The organism is Micromonospora sp. WMMD735, assembly GCF_049178995.1.
Classification (GTDB): domain Bacteria; phylum Actinomycetota; class Actinomycetes; order Mycobacteriales; family Micromonosporaceae; genus Micromonospora; species Micromonospora wenchangensis.
On sequence record NZ_JBMHMJ010000002.1, the window covers coordinates 404,226 to 424,669 of the forward strand.

A 20,444-nucleotide genomic window follows, 5' to 3' on the forward strand; every position below is an offset into this window, starting at 1 on the left:
GTGGTCCTGCCAGTACCAGGAAGTCCGGTCCGACGGAACACGCGTCCCTGAACGGCGCGGGTCCGGCCGTCGAGCATGGGTGGCGACACCCGGTCGTCGAAAGGACCAGCTGTGAAGACCCTCGTCGTGTACGCCCATCCGGAGCCGCGTTCGCTGAACGGTGCGCTGAAGGATGTCGCGGTGTCCACCCTCGCGGCCGCCGGTCACGAGGTGCGGGTGAGTGACCTGTACGCGATGAACTGGAAGGCCGTCGTGGACGCGGCCGACTTCGGCGGGTACGCCACCAGCCCGCTGCGGGTGGTGCCGAGTTCGGGTGGGGCGTACGACGCCGGCGCGCTCACCCCCGACGTGCTGGCCGAGCAGGAGAAACTGCTCTGGGCCGACACGGTGATCTTCCAGTTCCCGCTGTGGTGGTACACGATGCCGGCCATCCTCAAGGGCTGGGTGGACCGGGTGTTCTCCTTCCACTTCGCCTACGGCGTGGGCGTGCACGACGAGACCCGCCACGGCGAACGTTACGGTGAGGGGACGCTGGCCGGTCGGCGGGCGATCCTCTCGGTGACCATCGGCGGCCCGGAGTCGCACTACACCGATCGCGGGATCAACGGCCCGATCGAGGACCTGTTGTTCCCGATCCACCACGGGATCCTCTACTACCCCGGCCTGGAGGTGCTGCCGCCGTTCGTGCTGTACCGCGCCGACAGGATGTCCGACGACACGTTCGCGGACGCCGCGACACGGTGGAGGGAACGACTGCTGACGCTGGAGACCACCGCACCCATCGCGTTCCGGCGGCAGAACTCCGGTGACTACGAGGTCCCGTCACTGCGGTTGAAGGAGGGCCTGGAGGCGGCTGGCCGCAGCGGTTTCAGCCTGCATGTGCGCGACCAGCCACCGGGTCGATGAGCAGTAACCGTCGATGACGTCACCCCGCGCGGGAACGACCTGCGGGGCCGATCCGGGCCAGGGTGCCGTTCTCCAGGGCCGTCCACAGGGCCCCGTCGGGCCCGAGGGCGATGCCGTGCGGTTCGGAGCGCGGGGTGGGCAGATCGTGGACTTCGATCGTCCCGCCGGTGGTGATGGAGCCGACCCGGTTGCCCGCCCACTCGGTGAACCACAGGTCGCCGCTGCCGCCGGTGGTGATGGCGTGGGGGCGGGCGGTGCGGTCCGGTAGCGGGAACTCGACGATCGTGCCGTCGGGGGTGATCCGGCCGATCTGGCCGGCAGCGATCTCGACGAACCAGACGGCTCCGTCCGGGCCGGCGGTGATCCCCACCGGGGCGGCGGCGTCGGTGGGCAGTGGATGCACGGTGACGGTGCCGGCCGTGTCGATCCGGCCGATCGCGTTCGCCCGGTTCATCGTGAACCACATGCCGCCGTCGGCGCCGGCCGTGATGGCCGACGGGTAGGCGCCGGTGACCGGGAGCGGGAACTCGCTGGCCGCGCCGTCGGTGGTGATCCGGCCGATGCGGTCGGCGTTCATCTCGGTGAACCACAGGGCACCGTCGGGCCCGGGGGCGATCCCGTACGGTCCGCCGTCACGGCTGGGCGCGGGGAACCTGGTGGTCTCGCCGTCGGTGGTGATCCGGCTGATCCGGTGGGCCCGCGACTCGGTGAACCACAGCGCGCCGTCGGGCCCGGTGACGATGATCGTGGGCTGCCCGGCGGGATCGACGAGGTAGGTGGTTGCCGGCTCGCCCGGGACCATCCGTCCGATCCGGCCGCTGTGGGCGAGGGTGAACCACAGGGCGCCGTCGGGTCCGGTGGTGACGCCGTACAGGCCGCTGCCGGCGTCGGTCACGGGATGTTCCTCGATGACGACGCGGGTCACGGGGTCCGCTCCAGTCCGTACCCGATGGCGGTGCGTTCGATCTCGGCGGGCGTGCCGGTCATCAGGGTGCGGCAGTGCCGGGTGATCAGGTCGGCGGGCCGCAGCCGGTGGACGTCGTCGTCGCTGAAGCGTCGCCGGATCGGTCGTGCCGGATTCCCGCCGACGACCGGGTGGTCGCCGCCGGCCATCAGGAACCGGGTCCCCGCCGCGATCGCGCAGAACCTGCCGATGACCAGCTGTTCCGGCCCGTGGTGGTAGAGCACGTTGCGCTGCTCGAAGCCGGTCGGATCGTCGGGATCGTCGTAGTGGGTGTAGTCCCCGACGGCGATCCCGGGGGAGGTGACCAGCGGCTTGGGGAACACCACACGGGGATGTGCCGCCACGGGGTGCAGGGCCGTCGGGTCAGGCGTCACGGGGAACCTCGCTCGTTAAGGCTACGGATGTAGCGATAGCATCGTGGCATGGCGTCGCCCCCACCGACAAGCGATCATCCCGACGAGACGGTGACCGCCCCCACGCGTCGACCCGGCGGGCGCAGCGCGGCGGTCCGTCGCCGCGTCCTCGACGCCGCGCTCGCCCAGTTGGTGCAGCACGGCTACGACTCCCTGAGCATCGAGGTGGTCGCCGAACGCTCCGGTGTCCATCGCACGACGGTCTACCGGCGCTGGCGGGACGTCGGTGGCCTGCTGGCCGACGTCCTCGACGAGGCGGGTGCCGACGCCTGGCGTCCGCCCGACACGGGATCGCTCGACGGTGACCTGGTCGCGGTCAACCACGAGGTCCACACCGCACTGACCACCGACCCGGTGACCGTCGCGTTGATCGCCGCGTCGTTCCGGTCCGAGCGGGCCGCCCGGGCCCTGAGCACCTTCTGGGCCGGCCGGTACGACCGCTGCGCCGGCATCACCCGCCGCGCCGTCGAACGGGGTGAGATTCCGCCGGACACCGATGCACGCCAGCTGCTCATCGCCACCACCGCCCCGCTGTACCACGAGCTTCTGCTCCTGCGGGCGACGACGGACGCGGACCTTCCCGACCGCGTCGCCCGCAGCGCGGCCACCGCCGCCCGCGCGGGTGCCTTCAGCAGCCCGAAGAGGTCGACCACGCCGTAGTGGTTCGACCATGCCGGCCGGTGCCGGGGCGATCAGTTACCCGCTGATCCCACCCGTTGCGCCTCGGCGATCGCCTCCTCGACGGCCTGCCGTGCGCCGCTGGTGCGGGCGACGACCTGCATCAGGACCTGCCTGATGCCGTCCAGGGCCTGCAGCAGCGGTCCGGGTTGGCCGCCCTGCAGGACCATGGTGACGAGCTGCTGGGTCTCACCGGTCCGGGTGAGGGCACCGCCGGCTGCGTCGCGGGCGGTGCCGACGGCGCTCTGCACGGGCGTCAGCGCGGCGATCGTCTCCTGCGGGGTGGCCTGCTCGGGTACGGCGGCGACGGCCTTCGTCGCCTCACCGATCGAATCCCCGATCCTCCCCAGACCGCCCTGGACATCGGTGAGGGCGCTTCGTACCCGGGCCACTCCTGCGGCGACGGCGAGGAAGCCGGCACCTGCGGCACGCAGCGCCACCTCCTGCGCCTGCCGGTCGGCGGCGGCGGTCAGTCCCTGAGCCCGCTCGACGCCGGCCATCAGGGCCCGCAGCTCACCAGTGATCTTCTCAACGGCTGACATCGAAGCGGCATCCCCAATCGAGAACGGCGAACGGGTGCACCCGACGCTACCGAAGGCACTGCGCGGCCACCAGAGACGGCAGCAGGAGCCCGACCCGTGCTGCCGTGCCCCCAGCGCCGGGACCGTGGGCGCGATCGCGGGACGCTCGTCGCGGCCGGAGACTCAGGAACCCGCCACGTTCGTGGGTACGGTCCAGCCGGTGGCTCGGATCCACCCGGCCAGGTCCAGGGTGGTCGGCTCGATCGAGCGCACCACCGCGAGATCCGAGGCGTGTTCCGCCGCCTCCGCGAACTGGCGGAACATCGCCCGGTCGAGTTCGTTGGGAAGCACACTCAACGGGAGGGCCTCGTACCGTGCCGGGAGCCCGGCACACCCGCCGAACGCCGCGGCGATCTGGGGGCCCGTCAGCTCGTCGCCGACGAGCTCGACGGCTCCGCCGGACGCCTGCGCCCTGTCGAGCAGGAGCGCGGCGGCGACCCGGCCGATGTCCCTGATCGCGATCATCTTCAGGGCGACGTCCTCCGGCAGCGGCAGTCTCAGCACGATCTCCCCTTGCTCCAGGGTCGGTGCCATCACGCTCGCGAAGTTCTCCATGAAGGCCGTCGGGCGAACCATCGAGGCCCGCAGTCCGGACGTCCTCAGGTGCTCCTCGATCCGGTGCTTCGAGTCGTGGTGCGGCACGCCCGACTCCCGGTCCGCTCCGAAGACCGAGTTGAACACGACGTGCGGGACGCCCGCCTCGACCGCCGCGTCAACGAGCACCTCACCGATGCGGACCTCCGCCTCGACCTCTTCGAGGCTGTTCGACTCCGGGGTCATGAAGGAGAACCCCTCGACCCTCGCCAGCGCGGCGACCAGCGACGCCGGGTCGTCGGCCCGGACGGCCGCCAGTTCGACACCGCGGGCGGCCAGCGCCCGGGCCCGGTCGGACTCCGGGTTGCGGACCAGCGCCCGCACCCGCGCCCGGTGGTCCAGCAGCGCGTCGACCACCGCCCCGCCCTGTTGTCCCGTCGCGCCGAAAATGGCGATGGTGCCGGTCGTCGGTGTGCTCATCGCTGCCGCCCCTCACTAGTTCATGTCGTGAACGAAACTAGTTCACGGCATGAACGTCGTCAAGGGGTGGGTGTGGCGGGACCTCACGGTGTGGCGGGCGGGGTGGGCGACGAGAGGTCCGAGGTGTCCACGATGGCGGTGGCCACCCGCTCGAAGTCGTGCTGGTCGGCGGCGTCGAGGTTCTTCGCGATCTCGGGCAGGCGCTTGGTGACCTCGGCGTAGAAGGCCTCGGCGAGCACCTTCCCCGTGGGCGTCGCACTGAGCATGACGACCCGTCGGTCCTGCGCCGAGCCTGCCCGGCCGACCAGCTCGCGCCGCGCGGTGCGATCGACCAGCTGACTCAACGCGTTCTTGGTCATCCCCAACGACGCGGCGAGGTCGGCCATCTGGCGCGGCTCGTTCCTGACTGCGCAGAGCAGCGTGGCCTGCGAGGGGGTCAGGTCGAACTCGGCGCAGATCTGCGCGTACTTGCGTTGAATCACCACCGAGAGCCAGAAGAGCTTGTCGCCGTAGCCCATGCCGGCCTCCCCGTCCGATGACGAACGATCAGCGTACCTGTCGCGGGCCGGCAGGCCACGCCGCTCACCAGGAGATGAACCAGGCGCTCCGCAGCCACTGGGTGATGTTCGTGGTCAGGCCACGTCGATCGGGAGGGCGGGACCCAGCAGCAGGCCGCCGTCGAGTACCAGTTCGGTCCCGGTCGCGAACGACGCGTCCGGTGAGGTGAGGTAGAGCAGCGCTGCGCTGACGTCGGCGGGGTCGCCGAGGCGGGGGATCGCGAAGGGCCCCGGGTCGTAGAAGTCGGAGATCGGCCGTTCGCCGGGCGCGGCTGGTTCGTGGATGAGGTTGGTCGAGACGACTCCGGGGTGGATGACGTTCACCCGGATGTTGTCCCGACCCAGTTCGAGTGCGGCGCTCATGGTCAGGCCCCGGACCGCCCACTTGCTCGCGACGTAGGAGGCGTAGCGGGCGGTGCCGCCGTACGCCATCGTCGAGCCGATGTTCACGATCACGCCGCCGCCGGCTCGTCGCATCGCCGGGGTGACGGCCTTGATGCCGAGGTACTGCCCGGTCACGTTGATCGCGAAGGTGCGGTCCCAGCGGGCGCGGTCGGTGGACTCGATCGTGGTGGCGGCGTTCTGGATGCCCGCGTTGTTCACCAGGATCGTCAGCGTCCCGAAGGTGCGCTCGGCCACCGCGACGGCGGTTGTCCAGTCGTCTTCACGGGCGACGTCCAGGTGGACCGCGAGGGCCCGTTCGCCCAGTTCCGCGGCGAGTTTCGTGGCCCTGCCCAGGCTTGCGGCCGTGCTGCCGATGACGACGTTCGCGCCCTCGGCGTGGTAGGTCCGGACGTGGCTCTCGCCGAGTCCTCCGGTGCCGCCGGTGACCAGTGCGGTCTGGTTGGTGAAACGTGACATGGCGTGTCCTTCGAGGGGTGATGTTGGTGAGCTGACCGGCTCGCCTCGCCGCCCGACACTACGGCCCGGCGAACAGGTGAGTCAAGTGACTCACCTCGCCGTCGGGCATACTGGGCTCCATGAGCACCGAGCCGTCGGCGTACCACAGGCGCGTCGCCGAGGAGAAGCGCGCGGCCATCCTCACGGCCGCCACCTGCCTGTTTCTGGCCTCCGGCTATGACGGAACCTCCCTCGCCAAGATCGCGGAGGTGGCCGGGGTCTCCAAGGCCACGCTCTTCAAGCAGTTCCCCACGAAAGCGACGCTTTTCGATGCGATCGTGGCCGAGTCCTGGCAGGTCGAGGACGCCGACGCACCGGAGCCGTCGGCCGAGGACCTGACGGTCGGCCTGACCACGATCGGTCACCGGTACGTCGAACTGCTCACCCGCCCGGGGATGACCGCGCTGTTCCGCATCGTCATCGCGGAGCTGCCGCGCTTCCCCGAACTCGGCGAGGCGCAGTTCAGTCGCGGAAAGATGCCCTACTTCGAGTCGGTCAGCCGCTACCTCGCCGCCGCCGACAGCGCCGGCTCCGCGAAGGTCGACGACCCTGATCTCGCCGCGACCCAGTTCCTGGGGATGATCTCCAACTTCGTCTTCTGGCCCACGCTCCTGCTCACCGACTGGGCGCCGCAGCGGACCGCGATCGAGCACGCGGTGCGGGAAGCGGTCAACACCATGTGCGCCCGGTATCGGACCTGACCGGGCCGGGCCTCATCCCACCTGGTCATCCACGACGCAACTCCTCGCCCCGCGACGGCCGCACCGAGAGCACCCCGCTGCCGTCAGCGCCCAGCGGTCACCGCTCGCGTGCAGCCCACCGGTAGGGGGGCGGAACCCTCAACCCGGCCGAGGTCGGAAGCGCTGCCGTGAACGCAATATCCTAGGATGCTTTAGGGGGAGTGGCGCAGCGGCGCCGACGCCGTAGGTGCTCGCCCGCCAGTGACGGAACAGGGCCGGGCTGGGCCTCGGCCGCGCAGGTCGCTCGCAACGACCCGTTCGGCCCGGGTCGACTCCGGGTGCGGCGCCCGGGCCACGGTGGTATCGGTGTCCTCCGCTGCGAGATCGATTCCCGCCGTCAGCATCCGCCCAACCTGGTGGGCGCGGTGGATTCCCGATCGTTCGTCATGTCGTTCCGCTTCAGGACAGCGCGGCGTGGGCCTCGGTGAGGAAGCGGTCGAGGTCGCCGCCGTGGGCGAGCGCCGCGTCGCGGACGGCGTCGATCGCGGCGGCCAGCGGGTCGTGCTCGGCCAACGCGACCAGGGCGGGGAATGCGACAGCCTGTTGGAGCATCCCGGTGACGCGCAGTGTGCCGTACGCCGCCGGGTTCGGCGCGAGGGGAATGACGGTACGGGGCACCTCGGGGTCCGACAACAGGCGGCGGGACGCGGCGGCACCGTGCTGCTCGGTGAAGGCGCGGGGCAGCGGACGACCGGCCTCGGCGGCAGCGAGAGCATCGGCGATCCAGCCGATCTGCTCCAGCCCGGCCACCCGCATCGCGCGGCGGGCCGCCCAGCAGGCGACCTCCCGCTGGCGATCGGCGGGCAGCGCCTCGATCCGGTCGAGCAACCGGCGGTCGATCCGGGCCAGGGACTGCGCGTGTCCGAGGAGCCTGCGGACACGATCCGACGGGGGAGTGCCTCCCCAGCGTTCGGCCTCCCGCTCGGCCCGGAGCCGCCGGAGCTTCTCGGCCTGCGCGGTCGCCTCGGCGGCCTGTCCGCGCAGGGTCTCCGTCCACGGGAGGGGCGCGGTGCCGTCGAGCAGGTGGTCCCAGATCAGGCCGAGGGCGACGGCGTGCCGCCCCCGTACCCCCTCATGGCGCAGCGTGACGCCGTCGGGCCCGGTGGTCAGCCGTACCGTGCTGGGCTCGTCGTCCGGCAGGGTGGTCAGCGGGTCGGGGAAGATCGGTGACTCGGCGGTCGCCCACGACCAGCGGAGGGTTTCCGCGTCGACCCGGTCCAGGCGCACCTCCAGGTCACCGACGGGCAGCACGCCCACCGGCAGGGTCACCGGTGCGGGCCGGTGACGGACCACCGTCACCCGGGCGAGTCCGGTGTCGTCCTCGTCCGGGTCGGGTGGACGTGGCGGCATCCCCGCCGGCCGCGTGGACGGGCGCGGCACCAGGGACAGCATCGCCCACTCGGCCGCCCTCGCCGGCTTCTGCTCCCAACGGCGTGCCGTCGGGTCGGCCAGTACCGTGCGGTACGGCGTCTGCTCGCTCACCGCCCACACGTGCAGCTCGTGTTGCTCGGGAGGGTCGTCGTCGGTGCGTACCCCCTCGTGCAGGCGGCGGCGGGCGTGCACCCGTACGCGGATCAGCCCGCGCGGCACGGCGACGTCGTCGAGGTTCTCCGCGGGACCGCTCATCAGGCCGACCACCGACAACCGGCCACTGGGACTCCAGAGGGCCGCCTCACTGATCGCGTCCCAACCCGCGTCGACCTCCGTCGGCGGGCCGGCCAGCACCCGCAGGCGTGCCTCGATCTCACCCGTGTGGATACCGCAGAAACCGGTGACGTGATTCGGCCCGCCCACGTGCAGGAGGTCGTCGCCGACGGTGTAGATGGGCATGCCGGCCCCGCCGGGCGCGGTGACCACCTCGTACTGGCAGTAGCTGACGTGCAGTCGCGCCCAGCCGGTCATGGGGTGGACCGCCGCACGGTGGGCCCAGGCGGGCTGACCGGGGGCCACTGGCCGGCAGCCCCGCCCGTCGCTGTGTCGTCCCGAACCGTCACCGTGACCATCCCGCCGTGTTCCGTGCCGTTGAGGTGAGCGGCATCATGGCATGACGGTCCGACGTAACCGCTCCCGTCAGCCGCCCGGACAGCGGTTGTCACCCCGCTGCATTCCACCCGGTGCCCCGGCGCGACGGGCGTCGTTCCCGGCACCGGCGTGAGATCGTCACCGACGCGTACGGCGAGCGGTAGGGCGGGCACGGCGATCACGACAGCCAGCACCATGGCGACCACCTGGACGGCAGTCGAGGTGAAGCGTCCGGCCACGTTCCCCGCCGCGCGGTGAGGGCGGCACATCGACCACCAGCTCCGTTACCGAAGGTACGTGATGATTCACTCAGGGCTATCGGATTCGGCGGGCGGCGTTGTAGCATCGAACTCGACCTTGGGAGATCACGTCTCTTTCGAGGTGGTGATCGGCGTGCTGACTCGGCGACCTCGCCGGACTCGATACGAAGGCGGGCAGGAATTCGGCAATTCCCTCGCGATGACGATGTGAATTCACCCTGTCGGCCTCGCGTCCTTCGGGCGCGGTGGCGGCCTGCCCCGGCGGCGCGGCCGTGTCTGTCCGCCGTCGAGGTGCCCACCGACCAACATAAATTAACCTGACCGAAACGTATTGTGCGATCCGGTGCTCTTCCTGGTGGTGCCCCTGTGCAGTGGCCTGCGGCGAAGCCGGCGAACCTCCCTTGATTTTTCGACCATTTCCCATGAGGATGGCTCATCATACGGTTTTGCAGTCGCAATATCAGGCATTTATTTGATCTGGCGGAGGGCGGTCCAGCTCGCCTGCCGGTGCATTGTGGCGCGGTCCAGCGGCTACCACAGAGCTGATTTCCGGCCGATACGACGTGATGGGTTCGGGCTCGGCCGGGAAAAGGATGTCCGTCGCCGGAGAGACCTTCGGCGGCAATTCACCTTCGATGGGAATGCTGAGAATAGGCCCGGAGTCCGGGTCCGAGGTACGGGTCGGGCGAGAGCGTGAGCTGAGCCTCACACAGACAGCGTTGACCCGGCTGGCACGGGGGAGCGGCTCGGTGCTCCGGCTGGTCGGTGAGCCGGGCATCGGCAAGACCTCGCTGCTCACCGTCATCGCCCAGGCTGCGGCCGATCGTGGCTACCAGGTGTTCCACGCCGTCGCCGACCAACTCTCCCACCAGTCGCCACTGAGCGTCCTGCTCGCCTGTCTCGGCGTCCGCCAACGGCCGGACGATCCGTCCCGGGCGGAGATCACCCAGACCCTGCTCGGCCGGGCGCCGACCTTCCCCGTCACCGGGTCGACCCTGGCCGCCGTGGCCGACATGCTGGTCTCCCTCGTCGACGATCTGTGCGCGGCGGGCCCCACCGTCCTGATCGTCGACGACGCACACTGGATGGACGAGCCGTCGACCGTGGTCTGGCGACGCCTGGCGGCCAACGCCGAACACCTGCCCCTGCTGCTGGTCGCCGCCCACCGGCAGGACCCGTCCCGTCCGACCCACACGCCGGCCGGCGGCGGCCGGGGCCACGAACACCTGCTGAGCCTCACGCCGCTGGACGACACGGAGGTCTCCCAGCTCCTGACCGGGCTGCTCGGAGCGCCACCCGGCCCGACCCTCAGCCGGTGGTCGGGCGCGGCGGTCGGCAACCCGCGCTATCTGCACGAGCTGGCCGCCGCCCTGGCCCGGGAGGACCTGGTGCAGGTCGTGGCGGGGCACGCGGACCTGCGTGACGACGACGACCGGATACCCCCGGCCCTCACCGCCGCTTTGACCAGCCGACTCGGTCTGGTGCCGGACGCGGGGGACGTGTTGCGGACCGCCGCGCTGCTCGGCACCGAGTTCACCGTCACCGATCTCAGCGTCGTGCTGGGCCGCCCGGTGCGGGCCCTCGCCGACGTGGTGCAGAGAGCCGTCGCCGCCCGCATCCTCGCCGGCTCCGGACAGCGAATGACGTTCTGCCACCCGTTGATCCGCCAAGCCCTGCACGACGCCGTCGCGCTGCCGCTACGCCGGGCGCTGCACCTCGACCTGGCCCGGGAGTTGGCCGCCGCAGCCGCCGAACCGCTCACCGTGGCGCGCCAACTGGAAGCGGCGGGCGGCGTCGAGAACCGGTGGGTGCCCGACTGGCTCCAGAGCTCCGCTCCCGCTTTGGCGGACGCCGACCCGGCACTCACGGTCCGGCTGCTGCGCACCCAGCTCGGACAACTCCCCGCAGACGACCCGCACCGGGCCGCGCTGAGCGTCGCACTGGCCCGAGCGCTGCAGCTGCTCGGCCGGTGGGAGGAGGCCGCCGACCGGGCCCGCGAGGCCCTCGCGTCGTCCACCGGACTGGACGCGCACGGCGAGCTGCACTGGCTGCTGATCCGCGCGCTCAACAACAGCGGGAAGACCGACGAGGCCGAACTGATCCTGCGACAGGCGCTCACCCGACGGACGGCGATACCCGAACCGTGGCGCGGACGCCTCCTGGGCACCCTGGCCCTGATCAGCCGGGCCGGCACCGGCGGGCCGGGCGAAGCCGAGACCCTCGCCGGCGAGGCCCTCGACGCCGGCCGCCGCTGCGGCGACGACTGCGCGATCGCCGGCGCCAGCGTCGTGCTCTCCCTCACCCGTTCCGACCGGCGTGACCACCCGGCGGCACTCCGGTACGCCGAACAGGCGCTCACCGCCCTCGTCGGTCACCCCGGCCACCCGGAACTGGAGATGTTCGCCCTGCACTGCCGCGTCGTGAGCCTGCAGAACATGGCCCGGTGGCGCGAAGCCGACAGGGTGCTGCGACTGTCCCGGGAAATCCGCCGCCGGGCCCACGACGTCGCGGCCGGGTCCATCGGCGTCACCGAGGCGATGCTGCACTACTGGGTCGGCCGCTGGGACGAGGCACTGACGGCGCTGACCCCGGTCGCGGACGACCCCTGCGGCCCGTTCTATCCGGGCCTGCACCGGGGCGGACCCGCACTGCTACGGCGGGGCGTCACCGCGTTGATCGCCGTCCGGCGCGACGACCGCGCGCTCGCCGAAACCCACCTGCACTCCCACCCGGACATGCCCGCCGACCGCAGCACCGACGAGGACAGCGAGGGGTTCCTCCTCGCCGCCCGGGCCGTACACGCCGAACAGCAGGGCGAACCGGAACGGGGTGCCGCGCTGCTCGCCACCATGCTGCAGCACCGCCCCGACACCGGAACGGGCCCCCACCATCCGTGGTTCGCGGACCTCATCCGGATGGCGTCGGCCTGCACGGACACCTCGACCGTGACGGCCACCCTCGACCTGACGCGCCTGTGGACCGAGGCCGAGAAGACACCGGGGCGGGCCGCGACCATGCGGCAACGCTGCATGGGCCTGGCCACCGAGGACCCCGGGCCGCTGCGCACAGCCGTGCAGCACTACCGGTCGGCCGGCCCCAGGACCGAGTTGGCGGCGACCCTCGAGGACCTCGCGGTGGTGCTGGCCGGCCACGGCGCGACCGACGAGTGCCGGGCGGCCGCCACCGAGGCGATCGGCCTGTACAGCCGCATGGGCGCGACCTGGGACGTCCGTCGCACCGAGGCGCGGCTACGGGGCAGGGGAGTACGTCGAGGAGTCAGCGGCCCCCGCGCGTCCCGGCCGGTGTCGGGCTGGGCGGCACTCACCGCCACCGAACGGCGCGTCGCCGTGCTCGTCGCCGAGGGCCGCTCCACGCCGGAGATCGCCGCCACGATGCTCCTGACCCGCCGCACGGTCCAGACGCACATCTCCCGCGCCCTGCACAAGCTCGGGCTGCAGAGCCGCAACCAGATCGCCCGGGAGGTGCTGCGCAACGCCGGCGCCCGATGACGGATGACTCGCCGACCGTGCGGCGGTTTTCTGCGTCAGCTGACGCATGTCTCATTCGTCCGGCCCGGGGAAGCTATCCGCATGACCGTCCCCGCCCAGCCGGACGACACCACAGCCCCCCACGCCACCATCCAGATCGCACTCGAAGGCGGTCCGGCGAGCCTGCCGCCCGAGCTGCGCAGCCAGTGGGTCCCACCGGACGCGCCGAAGGTGAAGATCCCGCACAACGGTGGCTACGAGCACTTCGAACGCCCCGACGACAGCGACACCGAGCCGCTCGTCTTCCGCTGGGCGTACCGGTCCCGCATCGCCGAGTAGCCGGCGGGGAACCTGCCCCGGCCGGACGGCCCGGCCCGGGGGAGACCGTCCCCGGACCCGCATCGCACGTCGTCGATTGTCCCGCGCCGGCACGGCGCACCACAGCCCGACCACCGGGATGGAAACGAGGGTGACGCACATGGTGGATTCTGTCTTCGTCATGCCCGGCACGGTGGCTGCCCCCCGTACGGGCACCCTGCGCGACCTGCACAACCGCTACGAAACGGTCCGTGAGGCGCTGACCCTGATCGACAAGGCGGCCCGCGAGTTGGGGTTGCCCGACATCAGCACCCGCCTGATCGAGGACGCCGCCGGCGAACGCCCCTACAGCCCCGAGGTGCACTACCTGGAGATCTTCGCGGTCAGCCTCGCCACGTACCACCTGCTCGTCGCCGAGGGCGTCGAACCGGTGGCGATCGTGGGGCAGAGCATCGGTGAACTGTGGGCCCTGGCCGTCGCCGGACACGTCTCGGTGGGCGACGCCGCCCGCCTGGCGGTGGCCCGGTCTGAGGCACTGACCCGGCAGGCATGGCCGGGCACGATGCTCGCCGTCGGGGTCGACGGCCGCCGGGCGGAGTCACTCGCCGGGCTGATCGGCCACCCGCACCTGGTGTTGGCCTGCGAGAACACCCCCCGACAGAGTGTCCTCAGCGGACCGAGGCGGCAGATCGACGAGGCCGAACGGGTGGCCGAGGCGCTCGGCTGGCCCAGTGTCCGCCTCGACGTCCCGCACCCCACCCACACCCCGGCGGTCGCGCAGGCCGCCCGGGACCTGCGGGCCACCGCACCCCGCGTCTCCTACGGCGGCGGACGGTGGCGGGTGACCTCACCGTGGCTCGGCCGGGACATCGGCGACGAGGACCCGGTCGACCTGGTGGCCGGCGCACTCACCGCCCAGGTCCGGATGCTGCACACGGTCCGCGCCCTGCACGCCGCCGGCGCGGACACGTTCATCGAATGCGGGGAGTGGCCGGTCGTCACCCGGTTCGTCGAGGCGTCGGTCCCGGGCGTCCAGACGGTCGTACCGCTGAGCGAGCACGACCCGGTGGCGGCCGTCCGGGCGCTGGTCGCCAGCCGTACCGACACCGCCCCACCCCCGGTGCGGACGCCGGCACCCCTGCGTGTCCCGGCGGCCCCGCCACCCGTGGCGCCTGCGCCACCCGTCGCGGCCCCTCCACCACCACCCGTCCCGACGCCCGCCGTCCCGACGCCGCCACCCCCGGCGGCGGTCGTCCCGGCTGCGCCGTCAGTCCTGACGCCGCCGACGCCGGTGACACCGGCCTCCCCGGTCACGGTCGACCCACCCCAGCCCGCACCGGACGCCGACCGGCGGTACGTGACGGTCCTGGCCGAGATCCGCGCCCTGTACGGCGACTACCTGGGCTACCCGCCGGAGCTGCTCGGCGACGACGACGCCCTGGAATCCGACCTGGGCGTGGAGTCACTCAAGCAGGTCGCCCTGCTCGGCCGGGTCGCCGACCGGTACGGCCTGCCGGACCTGCGCGCCAACACCTCCCTGCTGACCGTCGGCACCCTGCGGCGGATCGCGCAGGCCGTCGTCCAGGCGGAGGCGACCGCCCGATGACCGACACGTCAGACCTGCACGGCCGGATCGCGTTGGTGACCGGCGCGGCCAAGAGCCTCGGCGCGGACATCGTCCGTCGGCTGGCCGCCTGCGGCGCACACGTCGTCGTCAACTACTTCCACTCCGTCGACCAGGCCGAGCTGCTGCGCACCGAACTGGCCGAAGCCGGCCTCAGCGCGGAGTTCATCCGGGCCTCGGTGGCCAAACGCGGCGAGATCGACCGGATGTTCGACCTGATCCGGCAGCGGCACGGCGGCCTCGACCTCCTCGTCAACAACGCGGCCGGCGGCGCGTTCCTGCCCCTGTTCGACGTCGACGACACCTACTGGCAGCGGGCCTGGTCCACCAACGTCATGGGCGCCTACCACTGCTCCCGGCGGGCCGCCGAGCTGATGGCCGGCCGCCCGGGAGCAGCCATTCTCTGCCTGTCCAGCGTCGGCGCCCACCAGCCGGTCCCCGGCTACGGCCCCGGCGGCGTCACCAAAGCCGCCCTGGAGTCCCTCGTGCGGTACCTGGCGCTGGAACTGGCCGACCAGGGCATCCGGGTCAACACCGTCCTGCTGGGCTCCGTGGCCAGCGAGATCGTCGTCAACCTCGACGACCCGGCCGCCGCCCTCGGCGACTCGCCACGCGCCAGCGACCTGACCCGCCGCACCATCTCCACTCCCGAAGCGGCCCGGCTGCTCGTCCACCTCCTGCACCCGGACACCGGATTCATCACCGGGCAGACGCTCGTGGCCGACGGCGGCATCAGCATCGGCGGCATGCAGGGCCTACGACTGCACAGCAAACTCGCCGCGCAGGTCGGCGTACCTCCCCGGACCCTGCCGCCGCCCACGACGGCAACCAGCGCTGTCGAACCGGCCCCGGCCGTCATCGGGGCCGCCCCCGAACCGGCCCCGGCGACCGTCACCGAACCGCAACCGTCCACCACCGCGACCCGCACCGGACCGCAACCGGACCCGGCGACCACCGAAGCCGTCGCCGCACCGCCACCGGCCCTCGCCGCCGCGACACCACGCCCGGTCCACCACCCGCAGCCGCACAGCCCACAGACCGGCCCCGAACACGACCCGGACGCCATCGCGGTGGTCGGCCTCGGGGTGGTCCTGCCCGGCACCAACAACCCCGCCGACCTCTACGACCGGCTCCGCGAAGGCGCCCTGCTGGCCAGCGAACCGTCCGCCTTCGACCTACGGCACTTCTGGTCGGCCAGCGCGACGGACACCGACAGCTTCTACATCCGGGAAGCCGGCTACGTGCAGGGGTTCGTCCCCGACCCCGCCTCCGTCGCCGAACCCGACGGGTTCCTGGGACACCCCGGCTGGCCACGCACCACCCGGTGGCTGCGCCACTGCACCGTCCAGGCCCTGACCGGAGTACACCGCCGGCCCGGCGACCGGTGGCTCGCCGCGACCACCGGCATCCACGACCAGACCGGACTCGGCACGCAGGGCATCGTCCTCGGCGACGAGTACCGACGCCTCATCCGCGACGCCATCCAGCGCAGCGGCGACGACGACTGGCTGGCCGAACTCGCCGACCACGCCATCAGCGCCCACTACGGCGGCGACGGCGGCAACCCCCTGGCCTACCTACCCGCCTCGGTGTCCCGTAACGCGCTGCGCGGCCTGATCCCGCCCGACGCCCAACACCTGACCCTCGACGCGGCCTGCGCCACCGGACTGTTCTGCCTCGACGCCGCCGTCAAAGCCCTCCGCGAGGGAAGCTGCGACGTCGCGCTCGTCGGCGGCACCTCGGTGATCGAACCGATCGGCTTCACCCTCTTCTGCCGGGCCCAGGGCATCACCGCCAGCGGCCGGATCCGCCCCTTCGACCAGGCGGCCGACGGGACACTGATCGGTGAGGGCGCCGTCATGCTCGCCCTGAAACCGTACGCCCGCGCGGTAGCCGACGGCGACCACGTCCACGGCGTCGTCCTCGGCACCGGACTCGCCGCCGACGGCCGGGGCAAGGGCATCCACGCGCCCGCCACCCGGGGGCAGGAACTGGCGATCAGCCGGGCCTGGGCCGACGCCGGCGTCGACGCCGCAGACGTCGACTGGGTGGTGGCCCACGGCACCGGCACCCCCGTCGGCGACGAGGTCGAACTACGCTCCCTGCTGTCACGACTCGGCGAACGGGACCGACCGTGCCTGCTGACGTCGAACAAACAGGTCTTCGGCCACACCGGTGTCCTGGCCGGACTCGTGTCGGTGGCGCATGCGCTGGTCGCCCTCGCCCACCGCACGATCCCCGGCCACACCGTCGTCACCGACCCCCACCCGCTGCTGGGCGACGGCACCCGACTCACGGTGCCGGTCACCGACGCACCCTGGCCGGTCGACGAGGCCCGCCCACGGATGGTCGGGGTGTCCTCGTTCGGGCTCGGCGGAGCCGACGCCCACGTGGTGCTCGCCGACCGGATACCGACGGCCCGACCCGCCCACCGACCGTCGGTGATCGACCGCACCGCCGACGCCGAAGACCTCGTCGTCGTCGGCTGGAACACCCACCTGCCCGGCCTGGACCGCGACCGGGTGCCCGCCTGGCTCGTCGGCGACGGCCCCACCCCGCAGCCCAGCTTCGGCAGCCCCTACCCGCTGCCGTCCCCCCTCGACGTGCGGATCCCACCCCGCACGATGCGGCACATGGACCCCGCCCACCTGATGATGCTCCAAGCCCTCGGACCGCTCCTGACCGAGCTCGGTGAACCGGGAAACACGCTGCGGCCCAGCACCGCGATCCTGGTCGGGGCGAGCCTGCCGACGACGCACAACGCCCGCGCCGCACTGCGGGTCCACGCGCAGGAGTGCGCCGCGACCTTCGACCTGCTCCCCGACGCCGGGCAGGCCCAGACACTGCGGGAGTACCTCGCCAAGGCCCTCGCCGACGCCGGCGACGTCGTTCCCGACGAACTCAACGAGGACGACTTCACCGGCGCCGTCTCCTGCATCCTGTCCGGCCGGGCCGCCAACTACTACGACTTCCGGGGCTTCGGCACCAGCGTCTACGCCCACCGCGACTCCACCCACTGCGCACTCGACCTGGCCCTGCGCCAGCTCCGCCACCGGGCCTGCGACCTGGCCCTCGTCGGCGCGGTGAGCCTGCGACCGATCAGCGGATGGGACGCGCACCTGGACACCCTCGTACCGGCGGGGCGCACCGTCGCCGAAGGCGCCGCCGTCGTCGCCGTCGCCCGCCGCCACACCGCCCGGGAACACGGCCTGCCCATCCTGGGCACCCTCACCACGACACCCGGGCGCACCACCGACGACCCGCCCCACACCCTGCCCGCCGCCGCCGGCACCGACCGCACCTACCTGGCCCTCGACGCCCTGCTGGCGGTGCTCCGGGCCGTCGTCACCGGCACCGGCACCGTCGTGCCACCGGCCGCCCCCGGATCACCCACGATCCGGTTCACCGGACCGACCGGCCCCTACCCCGACGGGGCCGTCCCGGAACCCGCCGAGCAGCCCGTCGGCCGCCGACAGACCCTCCACCTGCGGCCGCTGACCCCACCGGACCCCGACGGGCCCGCGATCCCGGCCGGGAGCATCGTGGTCACCGACATCCCGGACCTCGCCGCCGCCGTCACCGGCCCCGACATCGCCATCTGGTCACCGAGGCCGGGAGTCGACGCCACCAGCCACGTACCGCCCGACGCTACCGCCGACGCCCTGGCCGGCCTACCGTTCGTGCCACGCCACATCCGGATCCTCACCCGACTCGAAACCCCCGCCGACGACACCGACGACACCGAAGCCACCCGCCTGGAGGACCTCCAGGACCTGGCGTTCACCACCATCCGGGCCGCGCTGCCCGCCCTGCGGGCCGGCGGATCACTGGCCGCCGTGCTGCTCACCGCACTACCGCAGGAAACGACCCACCCCCTCGCCGGGCTGTTCACCGGACTCGTCCGCTCCGTACGGGCCGAAGTCCCGCAGTGCAGCGGAAACTCCCTGATCACCGACACGTCGCACGCCCCGACCGCACTGGCCCAACTGGCCCGGGCCGCGACCGCCCGCGTACCGACGCACACCCTCGCCTGCCGCGGACAGAACTGGTACGAACTCACCGTCGCCGACGACGAGTCCCCGCACCGGACGCCGCAACCCGCCCTGCCCCCCGGCGCGGTCGTGGTCGCCTTCGGCGGGGCCCGGGGCATCACCCCCGAACTCCTCGACGCCGTGGCCCGCACCACCGACCGACCCCACCTGTACCTCATTGGCCGCACCCCGCTACCGGACACCGACGACGAACTGCCGCCCCAGGCCGCGTACATCGCCGCCGGACGCCGCGAACACCCCGACGCGTCGCTGCGGGACCTCAGGAACGCCTACGAACGAGCCCAGGCCCGCCTGGAGGTACGCCGGACCGTGCACCGGCTCACCGAACTGTGCGGACCCGACCGGGTCCACCACCGCGTCGGCGACGTCCTCGACGCGGACCGGACCACCGCCGTCCTCGACGAGATCATGGACCGGCACGGACGCATCGACCTGCTCGTCAACACCGTCCTCGACCTACGCTCCCGGGCCCTGCACGCGAAGACCCTGACCGACTTCCGGGCGGTACGGGCCACCAAGGCCACCGGCTACCGCAACCTCAAACGGGCCCTGACCGGCCGGCCACCCCGCATCTGGTGCAACTTCAGCACCCTGGCCACCCTCGCCCCCGCCCCCGGAGACGTCGACTACTGCGCCGTCAACGAATACCTGGCGTACGCGAGCGCGTGGGCGGACCGCACCGCACCCGACGGACACCGCGAACTCGCCATCCTCTGGAGCGGCTGGCGGGAGGTCGGCGTCGCCAGCAGCACCGCCATGCAGGAGACCCTGCGCCGCAACCGGATGGACGCCTACATCAGCAGCAGACAGGGCGCCGCCCAGTTCCTCGACGCGGTGACCCGACCCGGCACCGGGGCGGCGGTCTTCTTCATCCGCGACGAGGAACGCGTCCTGCTGGGACAGCGGGGGATCAACACCGACACCACCGGCGGCCCGCTGCCGCTGCCCGTACCGGACGCGCCGCCACCCATCCCGCCCGACCCGACTCTGGCCACGCCGCTGCTCGACGGTGTCCTGCTGCGCGGCCACCGCTGGGCGGTGTTCACCAAGACCTGGGAACCACACACCCTCGCCGAGCAGGACGGCCGGTGGATGCGCCACCACCGCGTCAACGGGGAGTACGTCCTACCCGGCACCTTCGCCCTCGAAGCCGCCGCCGGGGCCGCCGCCCACCTCTGCCCCGACCTCACCGTCACCGGATTCCGTGACCTGGCCTGCCACACGTCGGTGACCGTCAGGTCCGCCGGCCCACCCCGCACCATCACGGTGGAGGCCCGACTCACCGACCGGTCCCCGGACCGGGCCGTGGTGGCGGTCCGGATCACCACCAACCGGATCGGCCGCAACGGCAAGGTCCTGCGCTTCAACGACCTGCTCTGCGAGACGACCGTCGTGCTCGCCGACCGGCACCCCGCACTGCCCGCGCCGACCGACCAGACGGCGCACCGCCCCGAACCGGACTTCACGATGCCGGTCTACTCCGCCGACCTGCCGATCACCCTCAGCGGCCCGTTCGCCGGAACCGGCGAGTACGCCCGCGGACCCCACGGCACGAGCGCCACCTTCCGCCTCGACCACCAGGCATGGAGCCCGGCCCTGGCCGGGATGACCGTACCGGCGATCCTGCTGGACGCCATGGTGCACCTGCTGCTCCTGCCACCCCACGGCGACCGGCCACCCCTCGTCGGCCCGATGGCCGGCATCGAGACGGTGGACCTCGGCGGGCCCGGCAACGACTGCCAGCTCAGCGCCGCCCACCCGACGATCCGGCTGCACTGCCGCTTCGCCGACGGCACGCTGACCGCATCCACCCCCGACGGCCACGTCCTGGCCCGCGTCACCGGGGTCAGCGCGCACGCCACCGACCACAGCGGAAGGCTGATCCGGCCGCACGCCGACACCCCGCAACCGGCCCTTCCCTGACCGC

Annotated in this window: 14 protein-coding genes; 7 read left to right on the forward strand and 7 right to left on the reverse strand. The window is 72.4% G+C overall.

All coding sequences use genetic code 11. From position 1 onward, the window contains the following. Positions 1-111 precede the first annotated feature (111 nt). Positions 112-906, forward strand: coding sequence for an NAD(P)H-dependent oxidoreductase (locus ACN268_RS01935; RefSeq protein ID WP_421481414.1), 795 nt, complete (start codon positions 112-114; stop codon positions 904-906). A gap of 19 nt (positions 907-925) precedes the next feature. Here ACN268_RS01935 and ACN268_RS01940 read toward each other — a convergent pair whose 3' ends face one another. Together ACN268_RS01940 and ACN268_RS01945 are read right to left on the reverse strand one after the other, a co-directional pair. Further along, on the reverse strand, positions 926-1,831 hold the full coding sequence (locus tag ACN268_RS01940; protein ID WP_421481415.1) for a virginiamycin B lyase family protein: 906 nt from the start codon (positions 1,829-1,831) through the stop codon (positions 926-928). Next, on the reverse strand, positions 1,828-2,196 hold the full coding sequence (locus ACN268_RS01945; RefSeq protein ID WP_421481416.1) for a hypothetical protein: 369 nt from the start codon (positions 2,194-2,196) through the stop codon (positions 1,828-1,830). The genes ACN268_RS01940 and ACN268_RS01945 overlap by 4 nt, the downstream gene beginning before the upstream one ends. 96 nt (positions 2,197-2,292) lie before the next feature. Here ACN268_RS01945 and ACN268_RS01950 point away from each other — a divergent pair, with 96 nt between their 5' ends. After that, complete coding sequence (locus tag ACN268_RS01950) at positions 2,293-2,943, forward strand: TetR/AcrR family transcriptional regulator (RefSeq protein ID WP_421481417.1); 651 nt, start codon at positions 2,293-2,295, stop codon at positions 2,941-2,943. Between the two features lie 32 nt (positions 2,944-2,975). Here the strand turns inward: ACN268_RS01950 and ACN268_RS01955 are convergent, their stop codons facing one another. The 4 genes from ACN268_RS01955 to ACN268_RS01970 all read right to left on the reverse strand — a co-directional run bounded on the left by ACN268_RS01955 (position 2,976) and on the right by ACN268_RS01970 (position 5,974). After that, positions 2,976-3,503 carry a DUF6244 family protein gene (locus ACN268_RS01955; protein ID WP_421481418.1) on the reverse strand — a complete coding sequence of 176 codons (528 nt, stop codon included), beginning with the start codon at positions 3,501-3,503 and terminating at the stop codon, positions 2,976-2,978. A 162-nt stretch (positions 3,504-3,665) separates the two neighbouring features. Then, positions 3,666-4,556: an NmrA/HSCARG family protein gene (locus tag ACN268_RS01960; RefSeq protein ID WP_421481419.1), complete on the reverse strand. Its 891-nt coding sequence runs from the start codon at positions 4,554-4,556 to the stop codon at positions 3,666-3,668. 83 nt (positions 4,557-4,639) lie between these two features. Beyond that, complete coding sequence (locus ACN268_RS01965) at positions 4,640-5,074, reverse strand: MarR family winged helix-turn-helix transcriptional regulator (protein ID WP_421481420.1); 435 nt, start codon at positions 5,072-5,074, stop codon at positions 4,640-4,642. 114 nt (positions 5,075-5,188) lie between these two features. Continuing rightward, positions 5,189-5,974, reverse strand: a complete 786-nt coding sequence (locus ACN268_RS01970) for a glucose 1-dehydrogenase (RefSeq protein ID WP_421481421.1) — start codon at positions 5,972-5,974, stop codon at positions 5,189-5,191. 119 nt (positions 5,975-6,093) lie between these two features. Between ACN268_RS01970 and ACN268_RS01975 the strand changes: the two genes are divergently transcribed. Further along, positions 6,094-6,714, forward strand: a complete 621-nt coding sequence (locus ACN268_RS01975) for a TetR/AcrR family transcriptional regulator (protein ID WP_421481422.1) — start codon at positions 6,094-6,096, stop codon at positions 6,712-6,714. 438 nt (positions 6,715-7,152) lie between these two features. On the opposite strand, the gene ACN268_RS01980 is transcribed toward ACN268_RS01975, so the two are convergent. Then, positions 7,153-8,655, reverse strand: coding sequence for a hypothetical protein (locus tag ACN268_RS01980; protein WP_421481423.1), 1,503 nt, complete (start codon positions 8,653-8,655; stop codon positions 7,153-7,155). Between the two features lie 1,021 nt (positions 8,656-9,676). On the opposite strand from ACN268_RS01980, the gene ACN268_RS01985 reads away from it, so the two are divergent. The 4 genes from ACN268_RS01985 to ACN268_RS02000 all read left to right on the forward strand — a co-directional run bounded on the left by ACN268_RS01985 (position 9,677) and on the right by ACN268_RS02000 (position 20,440). After that, positions 9,677-12,544, forward strand: a complete 2,868-nt coding sequence (locus ACN268_RS01985; protein ID WP_421481424.1) for a helix-turn-helix transcriptional regulator — start codon at positions 9,677-9,679, stop codon at positions 12,542-12,544. A gap of 81 nt (positions 12,545-12,625) precedes the next feature. Continuing rightward, positions 12,626-12,862, forward strand: coding sequence for a DUF5988 family protein (locus tag ACN268_RS01990; protein WP_421481425.1), 237 nt, complete (start codon positions 12,626-12,628; stop codon positions 12,860-12,862). A gap of 139 nt (positions 12,863-13,001) precedes the next feature. Continuing rightward, positions 13,002-14,447 carry an acyltransferase domain-containing protein gene (locus tag ACN268_RS01995; protein WP_421481426.1) on the forward strand — a complete coding sequence of 482 codons (1,446 nt, stop codon included), beginning with the start codon at positions 13,002-13,004 and terminating at the stop codon, positions 14,445-14,447. Further along, positions 14,444-20,440, forward strand: a complete 5,997-nt coding sequence (locus ACN268_RS02000) for an SDR family oxidoreductase (RefSeq protein ID WP_421481427.1) — start codon at positions 14,444-14,446, stop codon at positions 20,438-20,440. Before ACN268_RS01995 ends, ACN268_RS02000 begins: the two co-directional genes overlap by 4 nt. Positions 20,441-20,444: the final 4 nt, after the last annotated feature.

Bases quoted from the DNA above. Each gene is read 5' to 3' on its own strand.
- ACN268_RS01965 (WP_421481420.1), bottom strand. From the start codon at position 5,074: ATGGGCTACGGCGACAAGCTCTTCTGGCTCTCGGTGGTGATTCAACGC.
- ACN268_RS01990 (WP_421481425.1), top strand. From the start codon at position 12,626: ATGACCGTCCCCGCCCAGCCGGACGACACCACAGCCCCCCACGCCACC.
- ACN268_RS01985 (WP_421481424.1), top strand. From the start codon at position 9,677: ATGCTGAGAATAGGCCCGGAGTCCGGGTCCGAGGTACGGGTCGGGCGA.
- ACN268_RS01955 (WP_421481418.1), bottom strand. From the start codon at position 3,503: ATGTCAGCCGTTGAGAAGATCACTGGTGAGCTGCGGGCCCTGATGGCC.
- ACN268_RS01995 (WP_421481426.1), top strand. From the start codon at position 13,002: ATGGTGGATTCTGTCTTCGTCATGCCCGGCACGGTGGCTGCCCCCCGT.
- ACN268_RS02000 (WP_421481427.1), top strand. From the start codon at position 14,444: ATGACCGACACGTCAGACCTGCACGGCCGGATCGCGTTGGTGACCGGC.
- ACN268_RS01960 (WP_421481419.1), bottom strand. From the start codon at position 4,556: ATGAGCACACCGACGACCGGCACCATCGCCATTTTCGGCGCGACGGGA.
- ACN268_RS01950 (WP_421481417.1), top strand. From the start codon at position 2,293: ATGGCGTCGCCCCCACCGACAAGCGATCATCCCGACGAGACGGTGACC.
- ACN268_RS01975 (WP_421481422.1), top strand. From the start codon at position 6,094: ATGAGCACCGAGCCGTCGGCGTACCACAGGCGCGTCGCCGAGGAGAAG.
- ACN268_RS01970 (WP_421481421.1), bottom strand. From the start codon at position 5,974: ATGTCACGTTTCACCAACCAGACCGCACTGGTCACCGGCGGCACCGGA.
- ACN268_RS01980 (WP_421481423.1), bottom strand. From the start codon at position 8,655: ATGACCGGCTGGGCGCGACTGCACGTCAGCTACTGCCAGTACGAGGTG.